The following is a 25,667-nucleotide window of genomic DNA, read 5'->3' on the forward strand; positions in this document are numbered from 1 at the left end:
GTGGGGCTGGCTGTTCTGTAAAACCGCCCCCGCTGGCTACATCAACCCACACGCGCCCCCCTGGGGCGCCTCTTCTTCATTGCTGCTGGCCGTCACAAGCTGGCGCAGATCTGCCACAGATCGTACTGGATGGCCGCCGCCGTCACCTCGCGCCCCGCCCCCGGCCCCTGAATGACCAGGGGATTGGTGCGGTAACTGTCGCTCTCGATGGCGAACACGTTGTCACAGGGCAGCAGGTTCGCAAACGGGTGATGGGGCTCCAGCGCCTCCAGCCCGACCCGCGCCTTGCCATCGTGCTCGAAGCGGGCCACGTAACGCAGCACCTTGCCGACCCGGCGCGCCCCCTCAAACGCCGTCTGGATAGGGGCATCCAGCTCCTGAAGGCGGTCCATGAACTGATCCGTGGTCACCTTGCGCAGGGGCACGGGCACCAGGTTCTCCAGCTCGATGTCGGCGGAGTCGAGTTCAAAACCCGCCTCACGGGCCAGGATCAAGAGCTTTCTGCGCACATCCTGGCCGGAGAGATCCTCGCGGGGATCCGGCTCGGTCAGGCCGTGCTGCCAGGCCTCGTCCACCAGCTCGGAGAAGGGGCGGCTGCCGTCGTACTGCTGGAACAGCCAGGAGAGGGTGCCGGAGAAGATGCCGGAGACCCCCTGGATGCGATCGCCGCTCTGGCGCAGCATCTGGATGCTGGACTGGATGGGCAGGCCCGCCCCGACGGTGGCGTTGTAACGCCACTGCACCTGATGATCCCGGCAGCTCTGCTTGATGCGCTGGTAGAACTCGCTCTCCGCCGAACCGGCAAACTTGTTGGCGGCGATGATGTGGATGCCGAGCTGGGCAAAATCCGGGTAGTAGCGGCTCACCGTCTCGCTCGCCGTCATGTCCAGCGCGATCAGGGCATCGAAGCCGTGCTGCTCCAGCTGGCCCAGCAGCTCGGGCCAGATGAGGGGCCTGGGATCAAACTTGTCCCGCACCTTGAGGGGATCCAGCCCCTCCTCGTCCAGCAGGCCCCCCTTGGAGTCGAAGACCCCATAGAGGGTGATCGCCAGGTTGAGCTCATGCTCGAGACGCGCCTTCTCGCGGGCATAGAGGCTAAGCCAGTGGCCGCCGATGTTGCCCTTGCCGAACACCACCAGACCGACCCGGGTCGGGCGGCTGAACAAGGCGCTGTGCAGGGCGATGAGCAGAGGCTCCAGCACCACCTGGCGCAGCACGGCCACCAGACTCAGCCCATCTCTGGCCACCTGCACGAACTCCAGGGGCTGATCCGCCAGCAGCTGATAGAAGCGGTGACACTGTTCGGCGTTGTCGGTCACCCCGGCTCCCACCAGGGCCACCAGGCTGTAGCCCTCCTTCTGGATGAGGCCGGTGAAGTTGCCCTGCAGCTGGAAGTCCCGCAGCACCTCGAAGGCCCCCTCGGCCACCTCCAGGGTGTAGGCGAGGCGCAGCACCCGCCGATCCGGCTGGCGTTGCAGGGTGAGAGGGTGCAGGCGATGACGGGCCAGGTGGGCTTCGATGGCCGCCACCGTCTGGTCATAGCCAGTCTGGGGCAGCACCTTCAGTTCGATCAGCGCAATCTGATCCACCGAGGAGACGATGCGGGCCCCGCCGGAGCGCGGCGCACGGCGCAATATGTGGGTGCAACCCTCGTCCGGGTTGTAGCTGCAGCGCAGGGTGAGGCGCTGGCGGCTGTCCGCCACCGGCTGCAGGGTGCGCGAATGCAGCACGGAGGAGCCGAGACGGGCCAGCTCGTTGGCCTCGGCCAGGCTCAGACGCTCCAGCAGACGCGCCTCCTTCACCCGGCGCGGATCCGCGCTGTAGACCCCGGCCACGTCGCTCCAGATGGTGGTGGACTCGCCATCAGCCAGCGCCGCCAAGAGGCTGGCACTGTAGTCGGAACCGTTGCGGCCGAGCAGCAGGGAACGCCCCTCCAGGTCGGCGGCAATGAAACCGGTCACCACGATGCGACCGGCGTGCTCCGCCAGACGAGCCTTGAGCAGTTCGCTGGAGAGCGCCGTATCCACCTTGACCAGGGCGCCGTCCTCGGCCCGCAGGAAGCTGCGGGCATCGAGCCAGATGGCCGGTTCGCCACGGCTGCTGAGCAGGGCGGCCAGCAGACGCGCGGACCACACCTCGCCGAAGGCGAGCAGGCCGTTGCGCTCGAAGCGATCGAACTGCCCTTCCAGGGTCTTGGCGATCAGTTGCAGATCAGCGGCAAGCTGCTTGCTCAGGGAGAGTTGCAGCTCGCCCTCCAGCAGACCGTCGATCAGGCTCTGCTGATAGGCGTGCAGAGCGGTGATGGCTTCCCCGGCGGCTTCATCTCCCGCTTCGGCCAGCTCCACCAGCTGGATCAGCCGGTTGGTGGTCTTGCCGGCGGCGGAGACCACCACCAGTTCATGACCGCCCGTCTGCTGCTCGACGATGCTGGCCACCCGGCGATAACAGACCGGATCCGCCAGGCTGCTGCCACCGAACTTGTGCACATGACGCCGCTTCAACGCTGCTTCTGCTGCCACCGCTACCTCTCCTTGCTGCTGTTCCATTTACTTCACCTGCTCTGCCAATGCTGCTTGTTCAAATGCCCGGGCCAGATCGGCCACCAGGTCTTCACCGTGTTCTATGCCGACCGACAGGCGCAGCAGCTGGGCGCTGATGCCCGCCGCCTGCTGCGCCGCTGGGGTCATGGCCCTGTGGGTCATGCTGGCGGGGTGAGCCACCAGGCTCTCTACCCCGCCGAGGGATTCCGCCACCGAGAAGAAGGTCAGCGCATCCAGGAAGGCGCGCAGGCCTGCTTCGCTGCAATCGAGTTCAAAACTTAGCATGGCGCCGAAGCCGGACTGTTGACGGCGCGCAATCTCGTGACCGGGGTGACTCGGCAGGCTGGGGTGATAGATGGTCTTCACCAGGGGCTGCTGCTGCAGGAAGGCAAGGATCCGGTCCGTGTTCTCCTGATGGGCGCGCAGGCGCGGCGCCAGGGTGCGCAGGCCCCGCAGGGTGAGATAGGAATCAAAGGCCCCCGAGGTCAGCCCCAGGCAGTTGGCCCACCACACCAGCGACTCGGCAAGGGCGGCCTCCTTGGCGATCGCCACCCCACCCACCACGTCGGAGTGGCCGTTGATGTATTTGGTGGTCGAGTGCACCACCAGGTCGGCGCCGAGGGCCAGGGGTTGCTGCAGCAGCGGCGAGAGGAAGGTGTTGTCCACCACCACCTTGGCCCCCACCTCGTGAGACGCGGTGGCGATGGCGGCCACATCCACCACCCGTAACAGCGGGTTGGAGGGGGTCTCCACCCACACCAGCGCCGGTTTCTGGGCCAGCGCCTCGGCCAGGGCGACGGCATCCCCCTGATCCACGAACAGCACCTTGTAGTACCCCTTGGCCGCCAGGTATTCGAACAGGCGCCAGGTGCCGCCGTAGCAGTCATGGGGGGCGATCAGCAGGTCGCCGGCCTTGAGCAGGGCCGTGGTCACCAGGTGAACGGCGCCCATGCCGGTACCGGTCACCACGGCGCCTGCGCCCCCTTCCAGGGCCGCCAGCGCATCCGCCAGGTTGGTGCGGGTCGGGTTGCCTGAGCGGGCGTAATCGTAGGTGCGCGGTTCACCGAAATCGGCGAAGGTGTAGTTGCTGGAGAGATAGATGGGCGGCACCACGGCGCCGTGCTGGGTATCTGTCTCAATGCCGGTACGTACCGCCAGGGTGGCCTTGTGGGTCATGTCACTCTCCATTTGATCTGTCTGGGGACCGTGCTGGCGGTCAGTCGCCCACGTCATCCCTCTCGGTCGGCCATAGCACAGGCCCATGATGAACCACAGTACGCCAGCTTAAAAAAGCCGTCAACACTTCTGGACGTCTAAATGGCTTTGCTGTTGGATTGCCATTGATTTCCTTAAGGGTTAAAATCCGCGCTCACGGCCAAATGAGAACAGGTGGATCATGGGAACAGAGTGGAACGGCGACTACGTCAGCCCCTACGCGGAACACGGCAAGAAGAGCGAACAGGTCAAGAAGATTACCGTCTCGATCCCGCTCAAGGTGCTGAAGGTGCTGACCGATGAGCGCACCCGTCGCCAGGTGAACAACCTGCGTCATGCGACCAACAGTGAGCTGCTCTGTGAAGCCTTCCTGCACGCCTTTACCGGCCAGCCGCTGCCCGGTGACGAGGATCTGCGCAAGGATCACCCGGACAGCGTCCCAGCCGAGGCGCGCGCCATCATGGAAGCGCTCGGCAAGGAGATCGAAGACTTCGACGCCGAATAAGCTTGCGAGCAGATGGCAAAGAGCACTTCCCCCTCAATGACGCGGCCCCTGGCCGCGTCATTGTCATCGGCCAGTCCCTTCAGCCTGCGCCGCTACCAGTCTGATATCAGCAGCCACAGCCACGACTTCGCCCAGTTGGTGATCCCCCTGGACGGCCCCATCGAGATAGAAGTGCAGGGCCGGGGTCGACACCTCCCCCCCGGCTTTGCCTGCGTCATCGCCCCCGGTGAGCGTCACGATTACGCCGCCGACCCGGCTCTCTCCTTCCTGGTGCAGGAGAGCCCCTGGCTGCCGGGCCGCCTGGGCGAGCGCCCCTTTATCGAGCTGGATGCCGCCCAGCGCCACTATCTTGCCTTCCTGCGCCAGATGGTGGCCGAAGATCGCCACGTGGCGGGAATGGATCAGATCTGGCTGAACCTGCTGGCGGAGCCTCAGAGCACAGCCGTCCCCATCCCCCCGCGCATCGTCAGGGTCCAGCGCCATATCGAGACCCACCTCGCCGAGCCCCTCACCAACGCGCGCCTCGCCGCCCTCGCCTGCCTCGGTCAGAGCCAGTTCAAGCACGCCTTTCGCCAGCAGCTCGGCATGAGCGTCTCCCACTACATCCGGCAGCGGCGCATGGCGCTGGCCCGCAACCTGCTGGCCCACACTTCCCTGCCCATCGGCGAGATAGCCTGCCGCTGCGGCTACCGGGATCAGGGGGCCTTCGCCGAACGCTTCCTCACCGAGACCGGCCTGACCCCGTCCCTCTGGCGCCAGCAAAACGGCCAGTTGCCATAACGGATCGGCTCTGCGCCGAAGACAACGCCGGGCTCATGAGGCATGCTGGCAGGCAGATGGAGCAGGCGAAACGAGGAGCCAAGATGCAGACCATAAGCTGGCAGGATTTCGAGATGGTGGAGCTCCGGGTGGGCACCCTGGTGCGGGTCGAGCCCTTCCCCGAGGCGCGCAAACCCGCCTACAAGGTGTGGGCGGATTTCGGCCCCGAGATCGGGGTGCGCAAGAGCAGCGCCCAGATCACCGACCTCTATCAACCGGGCGATCTGGTGGGCCGCCAGATAGTGGCGGTGGTGAACTTCCCCACCAAGCAGATAGGCCCCTTCCAGTCGGAATTTCTGCTCACCGGTTTCTACCGCCCGGACGGCGCCGTGGTGATGGCCATCCCGGAGCAGGCGGTGGAAAACGGCGCCAAGCTGGGATAAATCCCCCTCCGTGAACAGAACACTCAGCCAGACGAAACAAGAGAGGCGACCCCGGGGTCGCGGCGCGTTTGATTATTTTACGTCATACGGTTGTTTCAGTGGGCTTTTACCAGCAGGCTGTACAGCACCGCCGACACCGCGAGCGATCCGGTCAGCAGGATGAAACCGTTGACCCAGCCCTGACGAAAACGCGCCAGCGCCTCCACCTTGTAGATGGCCACCACCGGCATGATGAACAGGATCATGGCGATGACGGGGCCGGAGAGGGTCTCCATCAGGCCGAGGATGCCGGGGTTGATGACCGCCGCCCCCCAGATGGCGAAGAACATCAGGGCGATGCCGACCTTGTCCGCCCTCCCGAGCGACAGGCCGGTGGGCTTGGCGATCAGGCTCTTGAGGCTCTCGCGGGCCCCGAGGAAATGGCCGAGGAAGGAGGAGCTGATGGCGATGAAGGCGATGAGCGGCCCCAGGGTGATGATCACCGGGTTGTCGGTGATGTTGGCAAGATAGGAGAGCACGGAGACGTTCTGGGCCTTGGCCTCGGCCAGCTGGGCCGGGGAGAGGCTCAGCACGCAGGAGAAGACGAAGAACAGCACGAAACCCACCAGCATGACGGTGGTGTTGCGCAGGATGAGGCCGCTCTTGGCCTCCGCCTGCTCGCCGTATTCCCGGCGCTGTACGTTGGCAAAACCCGAGATGGCGGCGGCGTGGCTGAAGGCAAATACCGTCACCGGCAGCGCCAGCCAGACGGTGTTGAGAAAGCTCCCCCCTTCAAATGCCACCATCTGTGGCCAGTGCCACTGGGGAATGAGGTAGAAAGAGAGCGCCGCCAGAATGGCCGCCAACGGATAAACCATGAAGGCGAAGGCCCGCAGCATGGCCTTCTCGCCGGCCAGCATCACGGCGATCATGGCGAGCACCAGCACGCCGGAGAGCATCACCCGGTTTGGGGCAAGCATGCCGAGCTGATTCACCATGAAGCTCTCCACCGTGTTGGTCAGGCCGACGCCGTAGATGAGCAGGATCGGGAAGATGGAGAGGAAATAGAGCATGGAGATGAGCCGACCGGCCATCTTGCCGAAATGCTCCTCCGCCACCTCGGTGAAATCCGCCTGGGGGCGGGAGGAGGAGAGCACGAAGCGCGCCAGCCCACGGTGAGCCAGGAAGGTCATGGGACCGGCCAGTACGGCGACGATGACCAGGGGCCAGATCCCGCCGAGACCCAGGTTGATGGGCAGGAACAGGATGCCGGCACCGACCGCGGTGCCAAACAGGCTGATGACCCAGTGGGTATCGTGACGACGCCAGCCGGTGTGGGCGACGACAGCTTGGGAACCGGACAGCTCCGCGGTGACCTCTGCAGATAAACTCATCGATAATTCACTTATTGTCAGTATTTAAAACTGCAATGATTGTGCTCTTTCAGAATTTAATTCTCAAAAAAGGTGACTGGCAGATCTCACTACCAAAGCGCGGCCTAGCCAGTGTGATCGGGAAGGGGGAAGCGGCCTTGATGTTCAAGAAATACCAAACAAGAACAGTTTAGCGATATATAAAACCAAAATTATCGATAAATTTGATTTTTTACTTTGACAGGTTAGTGTATTGCAGAATTACATGAAATGACAGACCAGACAATCATGGCTTGTTGTGACGATCCACTGCCATTCACGCCAATGGCTAGCGCATATCCCTGTTGAACATGCATGAATGCAGATGATTACGCTAACGCAAAGGGCGACCCTGAGGTCGCCCTTTTCGATGTCGGCAGCGGGATCCCGCTCCCTCAGCTGACCAGGATCTTGCCCCAGGCGAGATCCGGATCCCCCATCACGATGAAGTCCGGGTTCTCCAGCGACTCCGTCTCGTTATAGCTGAGAGGCTGCAGCGCCAGGCTGAGGATGCGCCCCCCGGCCGCCTCGACGATGCACTGGGCGGCGGCGGTGTCCCACTCGCCGGTGGGGCCGAGGCGCACGTAGCAGTCGGCGGCCCCCTCCGCCACCAAACAGGACTTGAGCGAACTGGAGCCGAGCGGGATCAGCTCGTAGTTGATGGCCGGGTTGAGACGGCGGGTCAGTCGCTCCAGCTTCTGGCGACGGCTGATGGCCACCACCAGAGCATCCGGCTGATCGTGCTCGTGGTGCATGGCGCTGATGGGATAGACCTCCCCCCCCGCCTCCTTGAAGGCACCGTGGCCACGCACCGCCCAGTAGAGCACGTCGGATTCGGGGGCATAGATGACCCCGAGCACGGGCACGTTGTCCCGCACCAGGGCGATCAGGGTGGCAAAGTCACCGCTGCCGGCGATGAACTCGCCGGTGCCATCCAAAGGGTCCACCAGCCAGTATTGCCGCCAGGCGGCCCGCAGGCTGAAGGGAACGTCGGCTGCCTCTTCGGTCAGCACGGGAATATGGGGAGTCAGCGCCGACAGCGCTTCCTTGAGGTAGGCATCGGCAGCAAGATCGGCACTGGTGACCGGGGTCGCATCCTCCTTCAGCTGACGCTCGAATTGACCGCCGTGATAGATTTCGTGAAGGATCCTGCCTGCTTCGCGGGCAATCTCCTTGACCCCAGGCACCCAGGACAACAGCTCCTGCATCTCGCTACCTCTACTTTCCAAGCTCTGCGCCTCAGGGGCGCTCGTTTCCCTGCTCTGCCAGCCACTTGCGGGCCAGCAGCAGGGCACTGATGCTGCGCGACTCGGTAAAGTCGGGTCGCGCCAACAATTCATCGATCTGGTCGAGGGGCCAGGGGATCACCTCGAGGGGCTCCGGCTCGTCGCCGACGCGCTGCTCGGGGTAGAGCTCCCGTGCCAGCAGGATGTCCATCCGGCTGGAGAAGTAACCGGGGGCGAGGGAGACCTGCTTGAGGGACACCAGATCCCGGGCCCCGAAGCCCGCTTCTTCCATCAGCTCCCGGTTGCCCGCCTCGAAGGCGTTCTCGCCGGGATCGATCAGCCCCTTGGGGAAGCCCAGCTCATAGGAGTGGGTGCCCGCCGCGTATTCCCGCACCAGCAGCAGGGTATGCGCATCGAGCAGGGGCACCACCATGACGGCCCCCCGGTTGCCGCCACGCATCCGCTCGTAGACCCGCTCCTCCCCGTTGGAAAACTGGAGGTGCAGGGATTCCACCTTGAACAACCGGCTCTCGGCCACGATCTCGGCCTTGAGGATCGCCGGTTTGGCCTTGTCCTGTGCCAGGGCATCGACACTGAGGTGTACGGGGTTGCACTTGTGACTGTCACTCATCGGGGCTGGCTGCTCATCAAAAATCGTGCTTCAAGAGTAAACGACTCACCGAACGAACACCACGGGGCAAGTGTGCTAAAGGTGTCTGAAAAATCCGGTATAATCCCGCCCTTTCCACCCCACCTCCCTCGCTACGCGATACGAAAGGATGATGCATGCCCGCCTCCCTCCCCTGGCACCATATTGATACCGTTTTGCTCGACATGGATGGCACCCTGATCGACCTGCAGTTTGACAGCCACCTGTGGCAGACCCTGGTACCGGCGCGCTATGCCGAGCGTCACCATCTCGCATTGGACGAGGCAAAGCGGCGCATCGACGCCCACTACGAGGCGGTGGCGGGGACCCTCGACTGGTACTGCGTGGACTACTGGAGCCAGACACTGGGGCTCGACATCCGGGGGATGAAGCAGGAGATCCTGGGGAAGATCCAGTGGCGCCCCAATGCCGTCGCGTTTCTCGCCGCCCTCAAGGCCGCCGGCAAGCGCCGGGTTCTCTTCACCAACGCCCATCCCGCCAGCCTGGCGGTCAAGATCGAACGGCTTGGGCTCGATAAGCATCTCGACGAGATCGTCAGCACCCACGAGCTCGGCTGGTCGAAGGAGAGCCAGCACTGCTGGCAGGCGCTGGCCGAACGCCTGCCCTTCGATCCCGCCCGCACCCTCTTCATCGACGACAGCGAGCGGATCCTGACGGCCTCCGCCGACTACGGCGTGGCCCATCAGCTCGGCATCCACCAGCCCGACAGCGCCATGCCGCCCCTGCGGTTCCAGCACTTCCCGGCTCTCAAGGATTACGCCGACCTGCTGCCCCTCACTGCCTGACCCCCCCTCACCGGGCGTCCGGCCTTCACCTCAAGAGGCTTGCGCGACCAGACCGGGAAAGCTGCGAAGGTAATCCTGGGCCCGGGGGGTGAAGCCGGACATCGTCAGCCGGGCTGTCTCGAAAGGGGGTTGATCCAGGGGAAGATCGCGGTTCACCCTCTTCGGCCAGTCCGGATTGCCGATGGCCGCCGACCCTATGGCCACCAGATCCGCCCCGCCCGCCAGGGCCTGCCTGGCAGACTCGGCATCCCGGATCTTGCCCGCCACCATGAGGGGCACCCGTCCCGCGACTCCGGCGCGCACCGCGGCCAGCAGGGAACCCCCGGCGGGATCCTCGCTCGCCGCCTTGAAGCTGTCCCCCATGGAGAAGTGCAGGTAGTCGACATCCTCCTCCACCAGCAACTCGACCAGCGCCAGCTGGTTGGCGAGCTGGATGCCCTCTATGTGGGCATAGCTCTCCGGCGAGAGCCGCACCCCGATGAGGAAGCTTCGCGGTAGACGTTCCCGGATGCCTCGCACTATGGCCAGCAGCATGCGTGCCCGCCCGGCCAGACTCCCTCCCCAGCCATCTTCCCGCCGGTTCAGCAAGGGATTGAGGAAGTTGCAGAGCAGGAAGTTATGGGCGGCGTGCAGCTCAATGCCATGCAGACCGGCGCCATGGGCACGCTCGGCGGCCAGTACGAAGGCGTCGACCAGTTGCAGGATCTGCGGCTCCGTCAGTGCCGATACTCCGAGCGGATAACGCCCCCCCGGGGGAATGGCGCCGGGGCCCACCGGGGCCGTACCGTTCAGCTCGGGCAAGGCACGAACCCCGCCGTGATGCAGCTGGATCAGCGCCAGGGCGCCGTGCTCCCCTGCGCTCTGCGCCAGCTTTGCAAAGGCCGATTGCTGAGCATCCGTCATCAGGGCCGGTTGGCCGGGCCAGCAGCGTCCCCCCGGCTGTACCTGGGTGGCGGCGCCGATGAGCAGGCCAAATCCTCCCTCGGCGCAGCGGGCCAGCCAGTCGAGCTCCGTCCGGCCGGGATCCCCATTGTCGGCGCTCATGTTGTGGGTCAGCGGGGCCAGCACGGCCCGATTCTTGAGCCGCAGCCCGGCCCGCACAAAGTGGAAGGTTTCGTTCAATGGCTGGTGCATGTGCTTTCTCCTGGCATCTGTGCCTCGTTGACGCCACTATAATCCCAGCCCCAAAAGACATAATCAGACCTGAAAGAAAGACACTCATTCCCAACAGGACGTAATAAAGAGCCCCCATGGACAACCACAAGCTCGATACCCTCTACCTGATGCGGCTGCTGCTCGCCATCGCCCGCTTCGGCTCCTTCGCCGCGGCCGCCAACCACCTCGGCATCACCCCGAGCAAGGCCTCCAAGGATCTGCGTCACCTTGAGCAGAATCTGGGAGCCGTGCTGCTCAGCCGCACCACCCGCCGGGTGCAGCTGACGGATGCGGGCAAGCTGGCCTGCCAGCAGGCCGACCAGATGATAGCCCTGCACGAAGAGTTACTCGACGGTTTGCAGCGCCGTCGCCATAGCCTCATCACCCGCAGCCAGGATTATGCCCGCCACGACACCTGGCCCTTGCTCCACCAGGGTCGAGATATTCCCCTCGAGGTGACGGGGGAGCTCGCCTTCAGCAGCAAGAAGTCGATCCAGATGGCGATGTGCCAGGGATTCGGCATCGCCCGCCTGCCCCGCTATCTGGTGGCCGAGGATCTGGCTGCGGGCACGGTGTGCGAGGTGCTGCCCGCCTACCGGCCCAAGGGGGCACACTTCTACGCCCTCTATACCCAGCGGCGGGCGGACTCGGCGCTCATCACCCACTTCCTCGATTACGTGATCCGCGAACTCGGCGGGCCTTCGGCATCACCGGAACAATCAGCCTCCTGACGCATTGACCAGGTGTCGCGCCTACCCGGCCCTCGTCACACGCGCCCTCGACTACGTGATCCGTGAACTCGGCGGGCCTTCGGCATCACCGGAACAATCAGCCTCCTGACGCTTTGACCGGGCGTCGCGCCTACCCGGCCCTCGTCACACGCGCCCTCGACTACGTGATCCGCGAGCAGACCGGACATGGGGCATCCAGCATCAGGATTGCAGTACCAGGTGGTACTGCTTCTTGCCCCGGCGCAGCAGCAGGTAGCGGCCAAAACGCCAGTCGGTCTCGGCTAGTTCCGCCCCCTCGGCCAGCCGGCCGTTGAGGCTGATGGCACCGGCGGCCAGCAGTTCGCGGGCGATCCGCCGGGAAGCGGCGAGTCCGCTCGTCACCAGCAGCGCCACCAGATCGTCCTCGGGCTGCCGGGTCGAGGTCGGCAGACCACCGGCGGCGAGTTGTGCAAGTTGCGCCTCGCCCAGTTCTGCCACCCGACCGCTGAACAGCTGCTCACTGATGACCTGCGCCTGCGCGAGCGCGGCCTCACCGTGCACCAGGGCGGTCAGTTCGTCCGCCAGCACCTGGGGTGCCCGCTTGCGGCCCTGACGCTCCGCATCCTCCGCCTCCAGCGCAGCAATGGCTGAGAGCGGCATGAAGCTGTAGTAGCGCAGGAAGCTGTACACATCCTCGTCCGCGGTGCCGAGCCAGAACTGGTAGAAGGCGTAAGAGGAAGTGAGCGCCGGATCCAGCCAGATGGCACCCCCTTCCGTCTTGCCGAACTTGGTGCCATCGGCCTTGGTGATGAGGGGCAGGGTCATGCCAAACACCTGGGCCCGGTGCAGGCGGCGGGTGAGATCCATGCCGCTGGTGATGTTGCCCCACTGATCGTTGCCGCCTATCTGCAGGGTGCAACCGAGCCGTTCGTGCAGCACGGCGAAGTCCTGGGATTGCAGTAGGGCGTAGGCAAACTCGGTGAAGGAGATGCCCTGATCCGGGCGGGCGAGGCGCTGGCGTACCGACTCCCGTGCCAGCATGGCGTTGACGGAGAAGTGTTTGCCCACGTCCCGCAAGAAATCCAGGGCCGACATCTGCCCCATCCAGTCGGCGTTGTTGACCAGTTGCGGCGCCGCCAAGCCGTCACTGGCCGGCAGCAGGGCGGCGATCTGGGCCGACAGACTGGCGACCCAGCCCTGCACGGTTTCGCCGCTGTTGAGGGTGCGCTCGGCCGCCTTGAAGCTGGGATCCCCGATGAGGCCGGTGGCGCCCCCCACCAGGGCCACCGGCCTGTGACCGGCGAGCTGGAAGCGCCGCAGCATCAGGAGCGGCACCAGGTGGCCGATGTGCAGGCTGCCGGCGGTGGGATCGAAGCCGCAATAGAGGGTGCGCGGCGCAGCCAGGTGAGCGGCCAGGGCCTCTGGGTCAGAATTTTGGGCGATGAGCCCACGGGCCATCAGATCATCGAGCAGGTGGGGGTCTGTCATGGGTGCTCCAGCGGCAGAGGAAAAGCCCCTATCCTCTCTCCGCCGCCTTCCCGCGGATATGTCCCTCTGGGGACAGTTTTATCACTGCCGTGCTAGCATGGGGCCTATCGGGCCCAGCCCCAGCAGAGATCCCGTCCTCAGATGAACAGCGCCGCCCATACCCTCGCCCTGACCCAGACTGTCGAGTCCCTTCATGGCCTGGCCTTTCCGGCCGCCCTGGTGCGTCTCATCCAGCAGCGGGTGGCATTCGACTGCGCCCTGTTGCTCGGGGTGGGCAGGCGGCCCGTCTACCTCTACGACAACCTGAGCCATCAGCGGGCACTGCTGTTCGATCGCTACCTCGCCGGCCACTTCGGCCAGGATCCCTTCATGCAGGCGCTGGAAAACGGACTCGGTGCCGGGGTCTGGACCCTGGCCGAGGTCACCCGTGGCCCGCTGGATCCCGACTATCGCCAGCGCTTCTACGAGGCGACCGGCTGGCAGGAGGAAGTAGGGCTGATCATGCCCATCCGCCCCAATCTCACCCTGGTGCTGTTTCTCGGCCGGCTCGCCAAACGCCGGGCGCTGAGTACCGGGGAACGGGCCAGGCTGAACGAGCTCTTCCCCCTGCTGCACGCCCTCTGTCGCCAGCACTGGCGGCAAGCATCCCCCTTGCTGGCACAGGACGCCACCAAGGACGATGGCGCCAGGCTGGACGGGACCCGCCTCAGGCAGGTGATCGATGAGGGGATGCAGAGTCTGGGGGCCGAGCTGCTGACCCGGCGGGAGCGGCAGGTGGCCGAACTGCTGCTGCAGGGCCAGGATGCCGAGGCCATCGCCGCCACGCTCGGGATAGGCAGCGGCACGGTAAAGAATCACCGCAAGCACCTCTACGGCAAGCTGCGCATCGGCTCACAAGCGGAGCTGTTTGGTTACTTCCTCAATCACCTGATCACGACCCCGACACCGGATACCGACGCCTCTTCCCCCCCATAACAGAACACCCCGCCGTGGCGGGGTGTTCTGCATCGAGCAAAGAATCAGATCCTGCCTTGGTAGCGCAGGGGGAAGCGCCCCTGACCGTCGGGCTGGCCGAGGAAGGGCAGCCCCTGCTTCATCTGATCCGGCAGCTCAGGGCCCGGCTTGAGACTGCCCTGGAACAGGTACTGGCGATTGGCCTGCAGCTCCAGCTTGCCCATCACCTGGACCGCCTCCGACCCCTGCTTGAGCTCGGCCACCAGGTGCGAATCCAGGCAGGTCAGCTTGGCCTCGGGATCCCCCAGCGCCAGCTTGCCCGCCGGGGTGTCGGCCTCGGCCCCATACCAATAGAGATTGCCATAGAGCTGTTCGCACCAGGGGTTGCCCTGGGCAAACTGATCCACCTTGAGCTGCAACTGGCCCGCCGCCGTCAACGGGAAGGGCAGCCGCATGGGCAGCCGCTCCAGCAGCCAGGGGGCCGGCGCGTTGAGGGTGATGTCGCGGCCAAAGGCGGCGCCATTCCAGCCGACGATCCCCTGACCGTTGAAACCGGCCCTGTCCCCGAAGCGCACCGAAACCTCGGGGGCGAATCGCAACAAGGACCAGCCGTTGAGGTCCCAGCGCAGCTGGGTCAGGGATTCACTGGCGTATTGCAGCCTGGCTATCTGGCCGCTCCAGAGGGTGCCGCTCACCCCCTCCAGCCGCACCAGGTTGGCGGGCAGAGGCAGGTAACGGACCACCAGGGTAGCGGGCAGTTGCACCAGTAAAAAGACGAGATAAGTCACCAAAAAAATGACTGGAATTAGAACTCTATGCTTCATTCGGGACGACTCAATTGTAAACGTCTCACCTTGACCAGACCCGGCGCCAGATTCTCCCGCGCCACCTCGATGATCTGCACCTGAACCCCGTGCTGACCCGACAGGGTCGCGAGCCAGAGCAGCAGATCGTCAAAAGGCACGGTGTCGATCCACACCTGCAACTCCTGCCCTTGTGGCTGCAGGCGAGCGATCTTGATCTTCTGGTTGAAGGCGGTGCGGTTCACCACCCCGTCCAGGGTGCCGCTGGTGTCTATCTGACGACCCTGGCTACCCTGCATCGCCAGCACCTCCTGGCCCTTCTCCTTGAGCCAGGCCAGGGTCTGCTGCTGATTGATCACCTGCCGCTCGCGCTCGGCGATGCGGTTGGCCACGGGTTGCCAGATGACCCAGTAGCAGAGCCCGATCAGCAAGATGCCGCCCCCCACCGCCACCAGTCGCTGTTCACGGGTGCTGATGCCACGCCACCAGCCTTGCAGTTTGTCCATCATGATGATTTACCCTTGAGCACCAGTGCCCCTTCGACCTTGCCTTCGGTGCTGCGCACCTCTCCCTGCTGCACCTCGAAGCGCTTGCCCGCCAGCTCGCGAAAACGCTCTATCTCGGTGAAGCCGGGTGCGGTGACCTGCAGCCTGAGCTCGCCCCTGGCCGCATCGAAACGCATGACTTCGGGCTTGAGACCCGGCACCTCGGCAAACACCGGGGCCAGCTCGGTCAACAGCAGCAGGACCCCGTCCTGGGGTGCCTCTCCCAGCAGCTTGAGGTGCTGGGTCATCTGGCTGCGCACATTGACGATCCGGCTCTCCCCCGGGAAGATACGGGTATAGACCTGCCGGATCTCGGCCTTGAGCGCCTTGTCCTGCTCCGCCAGCTGATACAGGTGTACGCCACGTTGGGTCAGGGCCACCAGCAGCAGCAAACCGGCCACCACGGCCACCTTGCGCCACTGCAACCAGTGACGGGCGTATTCGGTCTGGGGACGGTACTTCCCCTGCAGCAGGTTCGCCTGGCAGCCAAGGGCCCCCTTGGCCAGCAGCAGCATGGGCAGTTCGGGATCCGCCGGCAGCCAGTTGGCACCGGCCATGGCCGGTGGCGGCGTGTGGCTGTGGATGGTCACGGGCTCAGCCTGGGTGGCCAGCAACATGGCCAACAGGGGCTCCTCCGCCACTATGCCCTGACGAGACCCCTGGCGCAGCAGCCACTCCTCCCCCAGTTGCAGGGCGGACCAGCCCTCGGTGGCCAGCGGCAGGGTCAGCACATCCGGCAGCAGTTGCAGGGTCTTGAGCCCTGCCTGCTGCAGCCAGCCGAGCCAGGCCTGCATCTTGGCCTTGTCCACCGCCATCAGATCCACCTCGTTGCCCTGATGGCCGAGCACCACCAGGTGCAGGGCGTCCACATCGGAGGCAATCTGTTCCTCCAGCAGATAGGGCAGCGCCGCCGCACTCTGGCGGTTGTATTTGCCCGGCAGGCTGACCCGCCGGAAGATGAGATCGCTGCCGGGCACCAGGGTCACCACGGGGCGGCCACCGGCACGCTCCTGCAACTCGCCGAGGGCATGGGCCGAGGCCAGGGTGCCGGAGGCAATGATCTCCTGCTCCTGTGTCGACCACACCAGCCAGTGTACCGGCTGCTGCGCATTGGTCCCCAGACGGATGACCAGACTCTCGCTCACTAATCGTTCTCCTGCCATGCCCGCCATCATCGTCGATGGGCGGGAACGCAGCCTGGGCTGCGGTATCGATACGGGGTCGGGACGGACGACGCCAGTGGTCGCCCGTCCCGGTTATTCTGCGCCGTCGCTCAGACGTCGCAACATGACCAGCTTGTTGTCCTTGCCGCGCTGGAACACCGTCTTGAGCCGGGCCCGCGCGTCCCCCACCTCGGCCAGCAGGCTGGCTTCGAAGTAGCTGCTCTTGATGTCCAGGGCAGCGTCGAGACCGCTGACGGCACCCGGCTGCACCGGCAACTGATCCGTCATGGCCTTCTTCTCTTTCCAGCCCTTCTTGGGTCGGCTGGTCAACACCTGCTTGGCATCGTCCAGCCCAATCTTGCCCTGATAGAGGCCCACCAGCAGGGCCGCCCGCTCGGGCTTGATGGTGTTGATGTTCACCACCAGCTTGTCGTTGGGCAGGGTGCAGACATAGGGGGCCAGCCTTGCATAGAGCGCCCCCGTCATGCCCCGCACCGCCCGCAACTCATCCGTGCCCAGCATCCACTGGTTGGCCACCAGATAAGGGGGCTGGAGCCCCTCGTAGTAGGCATCTTCGGCCCCGTAGCTCGACACCAGCTGGGTATCCTTGTCGGTCCAGTCCCGGATGGCATCGGTCAGCTGCACCGCCTCATATTCCTCGACCTCCAGCGCCTCCAGCAGGGCGCGGAACGCCTTCACCGCATAGGGCTGAGACTCCAGGTTGTCCCCGTCTTCACCCTCTTTCTTCGCCACACTCAGGCTGTTGAGGTTGAAGCAGGACTGCAGATCCCGCACCCGGCCGGCCAGGGTGCCATCATCCACCGGGAAGACCCCGTCCTCACGCGCCCAGTTCTGTCCCAGGTTCACCACATCGGGATCGTCCTTGAAGTCCTGGTTGAGCACCTTGATCACCAGGGCCTCCGCCGACATGGCGTACCACCAGGCCTGCTTGCCGATGGTGAGGTTGCTGGTGCGGCGCAATTCCAGCTGCAAGCGGCCGCTCATGTTGCTGGCGATGATCACCATCACCGACAGGATAAGCAGCACCACCAGCAGGGCCATGCCCCCCTGGCGAGTGGGCGAAGCGCGACGCTTAGTTGCCATTCTCAGCCCTCTGACCACCGGCTCCGATGAGGAACTGTCTGCGAATGGTGCCGTAATCCTCCAGATCCAGCTCCACCGCCAGCCCATGGGGCAGCAGGTCTCGCTGGGTCCACTCCTCCTTCCACATCCCCTTGTCGTAGAAATAGAGGCGCAGCGCCGTCACCCCCTTGAGCACGGGCTGGATGCGCGGCTCGGTGCCTATCACGGGATCCGGGTAGAGGTAGCTCAGCCGCTCCAGGGTCTGATCCTTGAGACGCCAGCCCACCCGTTGCAAACCGGAGCGTGGCAGTATGCCATCCGGATTGAGCCAGCCGCCGCGGATGAAGGCCATGCCCCAGTCATCGCTCTGCTGACCGAAGCGGGACGCCGCCAGCAGCACCTTGTTGTTTTCCCCGTCGATGCGCCCGCTGCGGGGCACCATCTGGCTGACGTCCCGCTCCAGCAGGCTGAAGGCCAGCTGCAGCTCCGCAAGCCGGGTCTCTTTCTTCTTCGCCACCTCGTCGCTGGTGAGCACCCCCTGCAACACCTGATAGGCGCCAAGGCTCAGCGTGGCGAAGATGGCGATGGCCACCAGCATCTCCAGCAAGGTGAAGCCGCGCGCCCTCAAAACCGCGCGGCGCCCTCTGGCCGATGGCACCGTCGACGCCTCCCGCCGGGTAACACCGCCGTGGCGGGAGTGGGTCACGGGGAGCGCCCTTCGCCGACCCTGGCTCGGGCTCCTCTGGATTCGTTGAGTCCCGCTCATCGGCTGATATAGGTCCTGATCGTGGCCACCGGGCTCTCGGCCTTGGGCGCGGTGCGCACCTCCATGTCCAGCGCCTTGAAGTTGGCATCGCTGGTGGCGACGCCGCGATAGCGCCAGTACCAGGTCTGACCCGCCATCTCCTCGTCCCCTTCCACCCAGCTGTCGCCGGGCCACTTGGCTTCGAGCTTCTGCTGCACCAGCTGGTTCTCTACCACCCAGGTCGCCAGGGTCTTCTCTTCCAGATAGTTGAGACCGGAGAGATGCTCGCTGGCGGTCTTCATCACGGCGAGGCCGGCGATGGCAAATACCGCCAGCGCCACCATGACCTCCAGCAACGTCATGCCGCGCACCCTGGGAGCCTGGCGCCTCACTCCTCTTCCTCTTCGTCTTCTTGCAGGGAGAGACGACCGAACTCGTCCCCCTTGACGGTGCGCAGATATTTCTCGTCATCCACCTGCTGGCTCAGGGTCAGCACGAAGGGGGTGAGTTCTCCCCCCGGGAAGATGAGGATCTGGGGCGTGCGCTCCCGCTCGTCGCGATTCTGCTCCGTCTTGTCATCGGTGTCGGTACGCCAGCTGAATCCCTCCAGTTCAATGGTCAGGACCATCTCCTCGGGCAGTTGTACCGGCCCCAGGATCTTGTCGCCCTCCAGCGCCTGCCACTTGCGATCCTTCGGGTTACGGGACATGAACTGCCAGCCGTTGGCCTCGGTCCGCAGTCCCAGCAACCGGCCATCCATCACCGAATACTCCTGTGCCTGCTGCAGGGTCGCCATGAAGCGGCGGGCCTGCTTGTCCAGCTCCCTGTCTCCGCGGGCGCCCCCCATGCTGAGGGTGACAGCGGTGGCGACAAGCCCCATCAACATGGCGACCAGCAAGACTTCCAGCAGGGTGAACCCCGATTGGTGACGGCGCCTCACCAGCTGTCCCCCATCAAGATGGCGGCAATCCGGCACAGAGACTCCTGACTGATGACGGCATGTCACGAGCACTACCTCCATGGTCGGGCCATGGCGGATGAACGAGACAAGGCCTGCCCGATGGCGGCAGGCCCGACAGGCATCAGGGCGCCTTCAAACACTTATTGGAAGTCCTTCAGGTTCCAGTTGCCGATGTCGTCATCGGTACCGGCTTCCCCATCCAGCCCCATGCTGAAGATGTCGATCTTGCCAAATTGGCCCGGACTCAGCAGCTGGTACTGGTTGCCCCAGGGATCCTGCGGCAGGCGCTTGATGTAGCCCCCTTCCCGGTAGCTGCGCGGCTCCGGGGAAGCGGTCGGCTTGTTGACCAGGGCATCCAGCCCCTGCTCGGTGGTGGGGTAGCGGTTGTTGTCCAGCTTGTACATGTCCAGAGCATTCTCCAGCGCGACGATATCGGACACCGCCTTCTGCTGATCCGCCTTCTCCTTGTTGCCCATCAGGTTAGGCACCACCAGGCTGGCCAGGATCCCCAGGATCACGATGACCACCATGACTTCCAGCAGGGTGAAACCCCGTTGACGACGACTGTGCATTGCTATGACTCCCTAACGAATAAGATGGCCAGCGCCATCGATGATTAACCTTGTTGTGGCATTCAAACCGGCGGGTCACGCCGGCATCAGAGATTCACCATGTTGTTGAGTTCGAGGATCGGCTGCAGGATCGACATCACGATAAACAGCACCACCCCGGCCATGGAGACCACCAGCATGGGCTCGAACACCCCGAGTGCGATATTCACCTGGGTTTCGAACTCCCGGTCCTGGTTGTCCGCCGCCCGCTCCAGCATGCTGTCGAGCTCACCGCTCTGCTCGCCCGAGGCGATCATGTGCAGCATCATGGGCGGAAAAATCTTGGTTTCATCCAGCGCCTTGCGCAGGCTGGTCCCCTCTCGCACCCGTTCGGTGGCCTCGCCGATACGGTGGCGGGCAAAGTCGTTGGAGAGCACTTCACCGGCGATCTTCATCCCCTCCAGCAGAGGCACGGCGCTGGCATTGAGGATGCTCAAGGTGCGGGCGAAACGGGCGGTGTTGAGGCCGCGGCTGACCCGGCCGATGACCGGCAGACGCAGCAGCACGGCGTGCCAGTGGCGACGACGGGTCGCATCCCCCAACCACCAGCGCCAGATCAGACCGCCGATGAACAACAGCAGCAGGAACCAGAGCCCGTAGTGCTGCAGCAACTCGCTGGTACCGATGAGAAAACGGGTGGTGCCGGGCAGTTGTTGACCCATGTGCTCGAACTGGGCCACCACCTTGGGCACCACGGCGGTGAGCAGTATGGAGATGACCCCCACCGCCACCAACGTGAGGACGATGGGATAGATCATCGCCTGCAGCAGCTTGGTGCGCATGTGCTGGCGCTGCTCGGTGTAATCAGCAAGCCGGTTCAGCACCTTCTCCAGGTGACCGGACTTCTCGCCGGCCGCCACCATGGAGCGGAACAGCTGGTCAAACACATGGGGGAAGGCGCCGAGGGAGTCGGCAAGGGAGTAACCCTCCACCACCTTGCTGCGCACCGTCGCCACCAAGCTGCGCAGGTGGGCCTTCTCGCACTGCTCGGCCACCGCCTTGAGGGCTTCCTCGATGGTGAGACCGGCCCCCACCAGGGTCGCCAGCTGGCGGGTGATGAGGGCCAGCTCGGAGGTGGAGGCCCCGCGGCGAAACAGCACGAAGCGATTGGCCTCCCGCTTCGCCTTCTCGGTGGTTTCGTTCACCTCGAGCGGGGTCAGACCCTGTTCGCGTAGCAGCTGGCGCACCTGACGGGCGGAGTCGCCTTCCAGCACACCGTTCTTGTTGCGTCCCTTGCTGTCGAGAGCCTTGTATTCGAACGCTGCCATCTCAGTCTTCCCGGGTCACGCGCAGCACTTCTTCGAGGCTGGTCTGCCCCAGCAGCACCTTGTCGATACCGTCCCGGCGGATGCTGGGGGTATGACCCCGGATCAGCCGCTCGATGGCGAGCTCGCCGCTGGCGCCGTGGATGGCCTCGCGCACGGCGTCGTCGATCACCACCAGTTCATGGATCCCGGTCCGGCCGCGATAGCCGGTGTGGTTGCACTGCTCGCATCCCACCGGGCGCCAGATCTGCTGATCTGGCGGCAGTGGCATGCCCATGGCAAGCCGTTCCTGCTCGCTGATGGGATGGGGGGCACGGCAATCCGGGCAGAGGGTGCGCACCAGCCGCTGGGCCAATACCGCCAGCAGAGAGGAGGAGAGCAGGAAGGGCTCTATGCCCATGTCCCGCATCCGGGTGATGGCGCCGATGGCGGTGTTGGTGTGCAGGGTCGACATCACCAGGTGACCGGTGAGGGAGGCCTGCACCGCGATCTGGGCGGTCTCTAGGTCACGAATTTCCCCCACCATCACCACGTCCGGATCCTGACGCAAAATGGCGCGCAGGCCGCGGGCGAAGGTCATGTCCACCTTGCTGTTGACCTGGGTCTGCCCCACCCCTTCTAGATCGTATTCAATGGGATCTTCGACGGTCAGGATGTTGCGATCCCGGGAGTTGATCTCCGAGAGCGCCGCATAGAGGGTGGTGGACTTGCCCGAGCCGGTCGGCCCGGTCACCAGGATGATGCCGTGGGGTTTGCGGATCAGCTCGCTGATGACGTTGCGATTGGCCAACGTCATGCCGAGCTGCTTGAGCTCGAGGCGCACGTTGTTCTTGTCCAGCAGTCGCAATACCACCCGCTCGCCGTAGCTGGACGGCATGGTGGAGACCCGCACGTCGACGGCCCGGCCGCCGATGCGCAGGGAGATGCGGCCATCCTGAGGCACCCGCTTCTCGGCGATGTCCATGCGGGACATGACCTTGATGCGCGACACCAAGAGCGATGCGAGCTTGCGATGGGGGCGCAGTATCTCCCGCAACACGCCATCGATACGAAAACGAATGACCAGGGCCCGCTCGAAGGTCTCGATATGGATGTCGGACGCCTCTTCCTTGATCGCCTCGCTCAACATGGCGTTGATGAGGCGGATGATGGGGGCGTCGTCATCCGCATCCAGCAAGTCTTCACTCTGGGGCAGCTCCTCGGCCAGGGCGAAGAAGTCCATCTCGTTGCCGAGATCCTCCATCAGCTGGCGAGCCTCGGAAGAGTCGCGCTGATAGTGGGCCATCAGCAGGGTTTCGAATTCGTCGTTGCCAAGCAGCTCGACGGCAAAACCGCAGCCGGCCACCCGCCGCACCTCCAGCAGGGTCTGGGGGCTGATCCCCTGACGGCAGAGCAGCAGGGGTTCCCCCTGACGCTCGGTCAGGATGGCCCCGAAGTTGCGGGCGAAGGCGAACGGCAACTCCGGCAGTTCAGCCGGCAGTTCGCTGTTGTCCAGTTGATAAGCCATCAGGGCTTGCTCTGCACGAAGGGTTGGCTCTGGGGCTGCTGCACCTGGGTTCTGACGCCGGTGGCGGTCGCCTGCTGCTGCGCCTTCATCCGCTCGATCTGCTGCTGTACCTCGGGGGACATCATCACATCCTGGCCGTAGGCAGGCAGCACCTGGCGGGCCGGCGAGGTGGCATAGCCTTCATCGGCGGCGCGGTTCAGCTGCTCGGCCCTGAACAGGGTGTACTTGTTGCTGGAGACGCCGGAGTAGACGTTGGCATCGCGCAAGATGGTCGGGCGGATGAAGACCATGAGGTTGCGCTTGGAAGTCGAGGTCTTGGAGGAGCGGAACAGGTAGCCCAGCACGGGGATGTCCCCGAGCAGCGGCACCTTGGAGATCTGCTCCTGGGTCTGCTCATCCATCAAGCCCCCCAGCACCACGGTTTCGCCGCTTTTCACCAGCACGGCATTCTTGACGGTACGGGTATCGAAGGTGGGGCCCAGGTTCGCGGTACCGGTCGCCTGCTTCTGGGCGACGCTGGAGACTTCCTGCTCGATGTTGAGCAGTACCGAGTCCCCTTCGTTGATCTGGGGCGTCACCACCAGCTTGGTGCCCACCGTCTTGCGTTCTATGGTGTTGAACACCTGATCGCTGGTGGTGGAACTCTGGGAGCCGCTCTGCACCGGCACTTCCTGGCCGACGTTGAAGGAGGCTTCCTTGTTGTCCATGGTGACGATGCTCGGAGTCGAGAGAATGTCATTCTTGCTGTTGGTGGAGAGGGCCGTCACCAGCATGGCCCAGTCTCCCTTGTAGAAACCGGCCGCCATGCCACTGAAGTTGCTGGCAAGCGACGCGAGACCGTCGGTGTTGCCGTTGTCGTCGTAATCCTTGGCTGCGATGGCGAGGGAACCGATGGGCAGGCCAGTATCGGTGAACTGGGTGCCACCGCCGTTGGTATTGGCCCACTGCACGCCGAGGTTCATGCCGTCACCGTCGGAGACTTCGACGATGATCGCCTCCACCAGCACCTGGGCGCGGCGGATATCGAGCTTGGCGATGACCTGCTCCAGCTCGGCCATGACGTCCGGCTGGGCGGTGATCACCAGGGCATTGGTGGTCTCGTCCGCCGAGATGGCAAGCTGGCCGCCACCGATGCTGGCACCGCCGCCGGTCGTCGCCGCTCCGCCCCCCTTCTTGTCCGACTCTATGCTGGAGCTGACTCCCTTGAGCACGTCCACCAGATCCTTGGCCTTGCCGTACTTCAGGTAGAAGACCCGGGTATTGCCCTGGCTCTGCAGATCCCGATCGAGCTGACGCACCATCTGGATGATGCGGGCGCGGGCCTTGGGCTCACCGCTGATCACCACGGAGTTGGTCCGCTCATCCGCCACCACCTTGGGGGAGAGCAGCAGGGGGGCATTGCCACCCTGGTTGTTGCCATCCTTGTTGAGGTTGGTCACCAGCCGCACCATCTCGCCGGCGGAAGCATATTTCAGCTTGATGACGTCCATGTCCTGGTCACCGGCCTTGTCCACCCGGCGCACCACCTCCACCAGGCGGTTGACCACGGCGGCGCGGCCGGTGATGAGCAGCACGTTGGAGGGCTCGTAGTGCACCACGTTGCCGCCACCGGCATTGTCGTTGAGCTGACGCAGCAGCGGTGCCAGTTCGCGCACCGAGACGTTGCGCACCGGCACCACCCGGGTCACCATCTCGTCCCCAATACCGGGGTTGCTATCGTCCACCACCGGAATGGCGGAGGTCTTGGCATCCTTGGAGCGCACGACCTTGAGCACCCCGTTGTTCATGGGCACCACGGCGAAGCCATAGACGTCGAGCACGCTCAGGAAGAACTGGTAATACTGCTCTTCGTTGAGCAGGTCGTAACTGCGGACGTTGATCTTGCCGCGCACCGAGGGCTCGATGATGATGGTCTTGTTCAGGTTCTTGCCGACCGTGTTGATGAACTCTTCGATGTCGGCATTCTTGAAGCTGGCGGAATATTCGGTGGCCCAGGCAGAGCCTGCCATCATCAAGGCTGCCGCGACCGTGGCCAGACGCCAGCCTTTCCCTTTATTTCTCATTCTTGGTGCTACTCCAATCATTATTCTGACAAGCCGACATACACGTCGTAGAGCTGTCCTTGCCGCTCGACGGTGACGGTCATTTCAGTGGCGCCCGCCACTTGCTGCATAGCCTGCATGGCCTGTGCGTTGTCCCGCAGATCCAGGCCATTGATGCTGACCGCCAGATCGTTGGCGACCAGCCCGAGTTGGTTGAACATTTCCGGATTGCTGCCCGGATTGAGGCGATAGCCGACCATGCGGCCATCCACCCGTACCGGGGAAATATTGAGGTAATCGGTGATCTTGCCGGGGTTGCTCATCAGTTCGCTGCGTACCGTGGAGAGCTTGCTCTGGGGCTGGCTCGCCTTGGGCAAGGGTTTGCCGTACTCCTCTCCGTCCAGCATCAGGGTCTCGTCACGGCCATCCCGGGCGATGATGACCCGATCCGCAAAGACCTGACGGATCCTGGCCTGGGTGCCATCGATGTAATCACCGATGCCGTAAGAATTCTGCAACCCGTTATGGGCGATGATGGCGATGGACTTGGCGGGATCAGAACTCGCCAGTACGCCGTTGAGCTGGGCATTGAGCTGGGTCTTGGGGGCATCGGCCGCGACCGTCTGGGCCACTTGGCCAGCATTGGCCGGGGGCGCCTTGCCAAACAGGGAAAGGCGGCTGACCCCGCTGATATCGAGACGAGCCGACCCTGCACCCTGGCTCGCGGTGACCGAGGGTTGCCAGGGCTGGGAGTTAATTGGTTGAGTCAGGCCGAACAGACGCCAGGTGAGGCCGGCACACTGTTGGGCCAGCAATAGCAGCAGCAGCCAGAACAGAGGCTGGCTCAAACGAGCGAGTGGCACCGTCTTGCAACGGGCCAGCAGGGAGTTCAACAAGTCATCCCTAGGCGGTAGCGTCATGTTTATCAAAATGTTCTGACATCCAAATCGGTTGGCTATTGTGTACGGCAATGGACCCAGAGACAACCGACCGGATGAGGTGAAGCGGTGAAAATACAGATCCCGTCACACCAAGGCGTCCCCTGTTTCTACCCCGGGGCTCCCCTCTGGTATAATCAGGCACCCTTTTAGCCATCCGGAG

Annotated in this window: 25 protein-coding genes; 6 read left to right on the plus strand and 19 right to left on the minus strand. The window is 64.2% G+C overall.

What is annotated here, in order from left to right:
- Positions 1-92 precede the first annotated feature (92 nt).
- Together ACW5W7_RS11510 and metB are read right to left on the minus strand one after the other, a co-directional pair.
- Complete coding sequence (locus ACW5W7_RS11510; RefSeq protein WP_456501799.1) at positions 93-2,546, minus strand: bifunctional aspartate kinase/homoserine dehydrogenase II; 2,454 nt, start codon at positions 2,544-2,546, stop codon at positions 93-95.
- Positions 2,547-3,716 carry a cystathionine gamma-synthase gene (gene metB / locus ACW5W7_RS11515; protein WP_456501800.1) on the minus strand — a complete coding sequence of 390 codons (1,170 nt, stop codon included), beginning with the start codon at positions 3,714-3,716 and terminating at the stop codon, positions 2,547-2,549.
- Between the two features lie 220 nt (positions 3,717-3,936).
- Between metB and metJ the strand changes: the two genes are divergently transcribed.
- From metJ to ACW5W7_RS11530, 3 genes are all read left to right on the plus strand, one after another.
- Entirely contained in the window at positions 3,937-4,260 is a 324-nt protein-coding gene (gene metJ / locus ACW5W7_RS11520) for a met regulon transcriptional regulator MetJ (RefSeq protein ID WP_349920937.1), read from the plus strand.
- A 36-nt stretch (positions 4,261-4,296) separates the two neighbouring features.
- Complete coding sequence (locus ACW5W7_RS11525; RefSeq protein WP_456501801.1) at positions 4,297-5,040, plus strand: helix-turn-helix domain-containing protein; 744 nt, start codon at positions 4,297-4,299, stop codon at positions 5,038-5,040.
- Between the two features lie 83 nt (positions 5,041-5,123).
- Positions 5,124-5,462: a tRNA-binding protein gene (locus ACW5W7_RS11530; RefSeq protein ID WP_456501802.1), complete on the plus strand. Its 339-nt coding sequence runs from the start codon at positions 5,124-5,126 to the stop codon at positions 5,460-5,462.
- A 95-nt stretch (positions 5,463-5,557) separates the two neighbouring features.
- Here the strand turns inward: ACW5W7_RS11530 and ACW5W7_RS11535 are convergent, their stop codons facing one another.
- The 3 genes from ACW5W7_RS11535 to nudE all read right to left on the minus strand — a co-directional run bounded on the left by ACW5W7_RS11535 (position 5,558) and on the right by nudE (position 8,710).
- On the minus strand, positions 5,558-6,835 hold the full coding sequence (locus ACW5W7_RS11535; RefSeq protein WP_456501803.1) for an aromatic amino acid transport family protein: 1,278 nt from the start codon (positions 6,833-6,835) through the stop codon (positions 5,558-5,560).
- Positions 6,836-7,248: 413 nt separating this feature from the next.
- The gene (gene cysQ, locus ACW5W7_RS11540; protein WP_456501804.1) at positions 7,249-8,061 is read right to left on the minus strand and encodes a 3'(2'),5'-bisphosphate nucleotidase CysQ; all 813 of its coding nucleotides are present in this window, start codon (positions 8,059-8,061) and stop codon (positions 7,249-7,251) included.
- A gap of 31 nt (positions 8,062-8,092) precedes the next feature.
- Entirely contained in the window at positions 8,093-8,710 is a 618-nt protein-coding gene (gene nudE / locus ACW5W7_RS11545; protein ID WP_456501805.1) for an ADP compounds hydrolase NudE, read from the minus strand.
- 155 nt (positions 8,711-8,865) lie between these two features.
- On the opposite strand from nudE, the gene yrfG reads away from it, so the two are divergent.
- The gene (gene yrfG, locus ACW5W7_RS11550; protein ID WP_456501806.1) at positions 8,866-9,534 is read left to right on the plus strand and encodes a GMP/IMP nucleotidase; all 669 of its coding nucleotides are present in this window, start codon (positions 8,866-8,868) and stop codon (positions 9,532-9,534) included.
- Between the two features lie 30 nt (positions 9,535-9,564).
- Here yrfG and ACW5W7_RS11555 read toward each other — a convergent pair whose 3' ends face one another.
- Positions 9,565-10,668 (minus strand): NADH:flavin oxidoreductase, encoded by a 1,104-nt coding sequence (locus tag ACW5W7_RS11555; RefSeq protein ID WP_456501807.1) that lies wholly within the window; start codon positions 10,666-10,668, stop codon positions 9,565-9,567.
- Between the two features lie 116 nt (positions 10,669-10,784).
- Between ACW5W7_RS11555 and ACW5W7_RS11560 the strand changes: the two genes are divergently transcribed.
- On the plus strand, positions 10,785-11,420 hold the full coding sequence (locus ACW5W7_RS11560; RefSeq protein WP_456501808.1) for a LysR family transcriptional regulator: 636 nt from the start codon (positions 10,785-10,787) through the stop codon (positions 11,418-11,420).
- A gap of 201 nt (positions 11,421-11,621) precedes the next feature.
- On the opposite strand, the gene tyrS is transcribed toward ACW5W7_RS11560, so the two are convergent.
- Positions 11,622-12,887: a tyrosine--tRNA ligase gene (gene tyrS, locus ACW5W7_RS11565; RefSeq protein ID WP_456501809.1), complete on the minus strand. Its 1,266-nt coding sequence runs from the start codon at positions 12,885-12,887 to the stop codon at positions 11,622-11,624.
- A 141-nt stretch (positions 12,888-13,028) separates the two neighbouring features.
- Between tyrS and ACW5W7_RS11570 the strand changes: the two genes are divergently transcribed.
- The gene (locus tag ACW5W7_RS11570; RefSeq protein WP_456501810.1) at positions 13,029-13,862 is read left to right on the plus strand and encodes a helix-turn-helix transcriptional regulator; all 834 of its coding nucleotides are present in this window, start codon (positions 13,029-13,031) and stop codon (positions 13,860-13,862) included.
- Positions 13,863-13,906: 44 nt separating this feature from the next.
- Here the strand turns inward: ACW5W7_RS11570 and exeN are convergent, their stop codons facing one another.
- The 12 genes from exeN to exeC form a co-directional block, all read right to left on the minus strand.
- Positions 13,907-14,665, minus strand: coding sequence for a GspN family type II secretion system protein ExeN (gene exeN, locus ACW5W7_RS11575; protein ID WP_349920926.1), 759 nt, complete (start codon positions 14,663-14,665; stop codon positions 13,907-13,909).
- On the minus strand, positions 14,662-15,153 hold the full coding sequence (exeM, locus tag ACW5W7_RS11580; RefSeq protein ID WP_456501811.1) for a GspM family type II secretion system protein ExeM: 492 nt from the start codon (positions 15,151-15,153) through the stop codon (positions 14,662-14,664). Before exeM ends, exeN begins: the two co-directional genes overlap by 4 nt.
- Positions 15,150-16,334: a GspL family type II secretion system protein ExeL gene (gene exeL, locus ACW5W7_RS11585; RefSeq protein ID WP_456501812.1), complete on the minus strand. Its 1,185-nt coding sequence runs from the start codon at positions 16,332-16,334 to the stop codon at positions 15,150-15,152. Before exeL ends, exeM begins: the two co-directional genes overlap by 4 nt.
- Positions 16,335-16,445: 111 nt before the next feature.
- Entirely contained in the window at positions 16,446-17,456 is a 1,011-nt protein-coding gene (exeK, locus tag ACW5W7_RS11590) for a GspK family T2SS minor pseudopilin variant ExeK (RefSeq protein WP_349920921.1), read from the minus strand.
- On the minus strand, positions 17,446-18,063 hold the full coding sequence (exeJ, locus tag ACW5W7_RS11595) for a GspJ family T2SS minor pseudopilin variant ExeJ (protein WP_456501942.1): 618 nt from the start codon (positions 18,061-18,063) through the stop codon (positions 17,446-17,448). The genes exeK and exeJ overlap by 11 nt, the downstream gene beginning before the upstream one ends.
- 134 nt (positions 18,064-18,197) lie before the next feature.
- Entirely contained in the window at positions 18,198-18,551 is a 354-nt protein-coding gene (gene exeI, locus ACW5W7_RS11600) for a GspI family T2SS minor pseudopilin variant ExeI (protein WP_456501943.1), read from the minus strand.
- Between the two features lie 17 nt (positions 18,552-18,568).
- Positions 18,569-19,156 (minus strand): GspH family T2SS minor pseudopilin variant ExeH, encoded by a 588-nt coding sequence (exeH, locus tag ACW5W7_RS11605; protein ID WP_456501813.1) that lies wholly within the window; start codon positions 19,154-19,156, stop codon positions 18,569-18,571.
- Between the two features lie 125 nt (positions 19,157-19,281).
- A complete protein-coding gene (gene exeG, locus ACW5W7_RS11610; protein WP_349920920.1) occupies positions 19,282-19,713 on the minus strand; it encodes a GspG family T2SS major pseudopilin variant ExeG in 432 nt (143 codons plus the stop codon).
- 86 nt (positions 19,714-19,799) lie between these two features.
- Positions 19,800-21,020: a GspF family T2SS innner membrane protein variant ExeF gene (gene exeF / locus ACW5W7_RS11615; protein WP_349920919.1), complete on the minus strand. Its 1,221-nt coding sequence runs from the start codon at positions 21,018-21,020 to the stop codon at positions 19,800-19,802.
- Between the two features lies 1 nt (position 21,021).
- On the minus strand, positions 21,022-22,527 hold the full coding sequence (gene gspE / locus ACW5W7_RS11620) for a type II secretion system ATPase GspE (protein WP_456501944.1): 1,506 nt from the start codon (positions 22,525-22,527) through the stop codon (positions 21,022-21,024).
- Entirely contained in the window at positions 22,524-24,587 is a 2,064-nt protein-coding gene (gene exeD / locus ACW5W7_RS11625; RefSeq protein ID WP_456501814.1) for a GspD family T2SS secretin variant ExeD, read from the minus strand. The genes gspE and exeD overlap by 4 nt, the downstream gene beginning before the upstream one ends.
- Positions 24,588-24,607: 20 nt before the next feature.
- A complete protein-coding gene (gene exeC, locus ACW5W7_RS11630; RefSeq protein WP_434665505.1) occupies positions 24,608-25,462 on the minus strand; it encodes a GspC family type II secretion system variant ExeC in 855 nt (284 codons plus the stop codon).
- Positions 25,463-25,667: the final 205 nt, after the last annotated feature.

The organism is Aeromonas intestinalis (assembly GCF_054052485.1).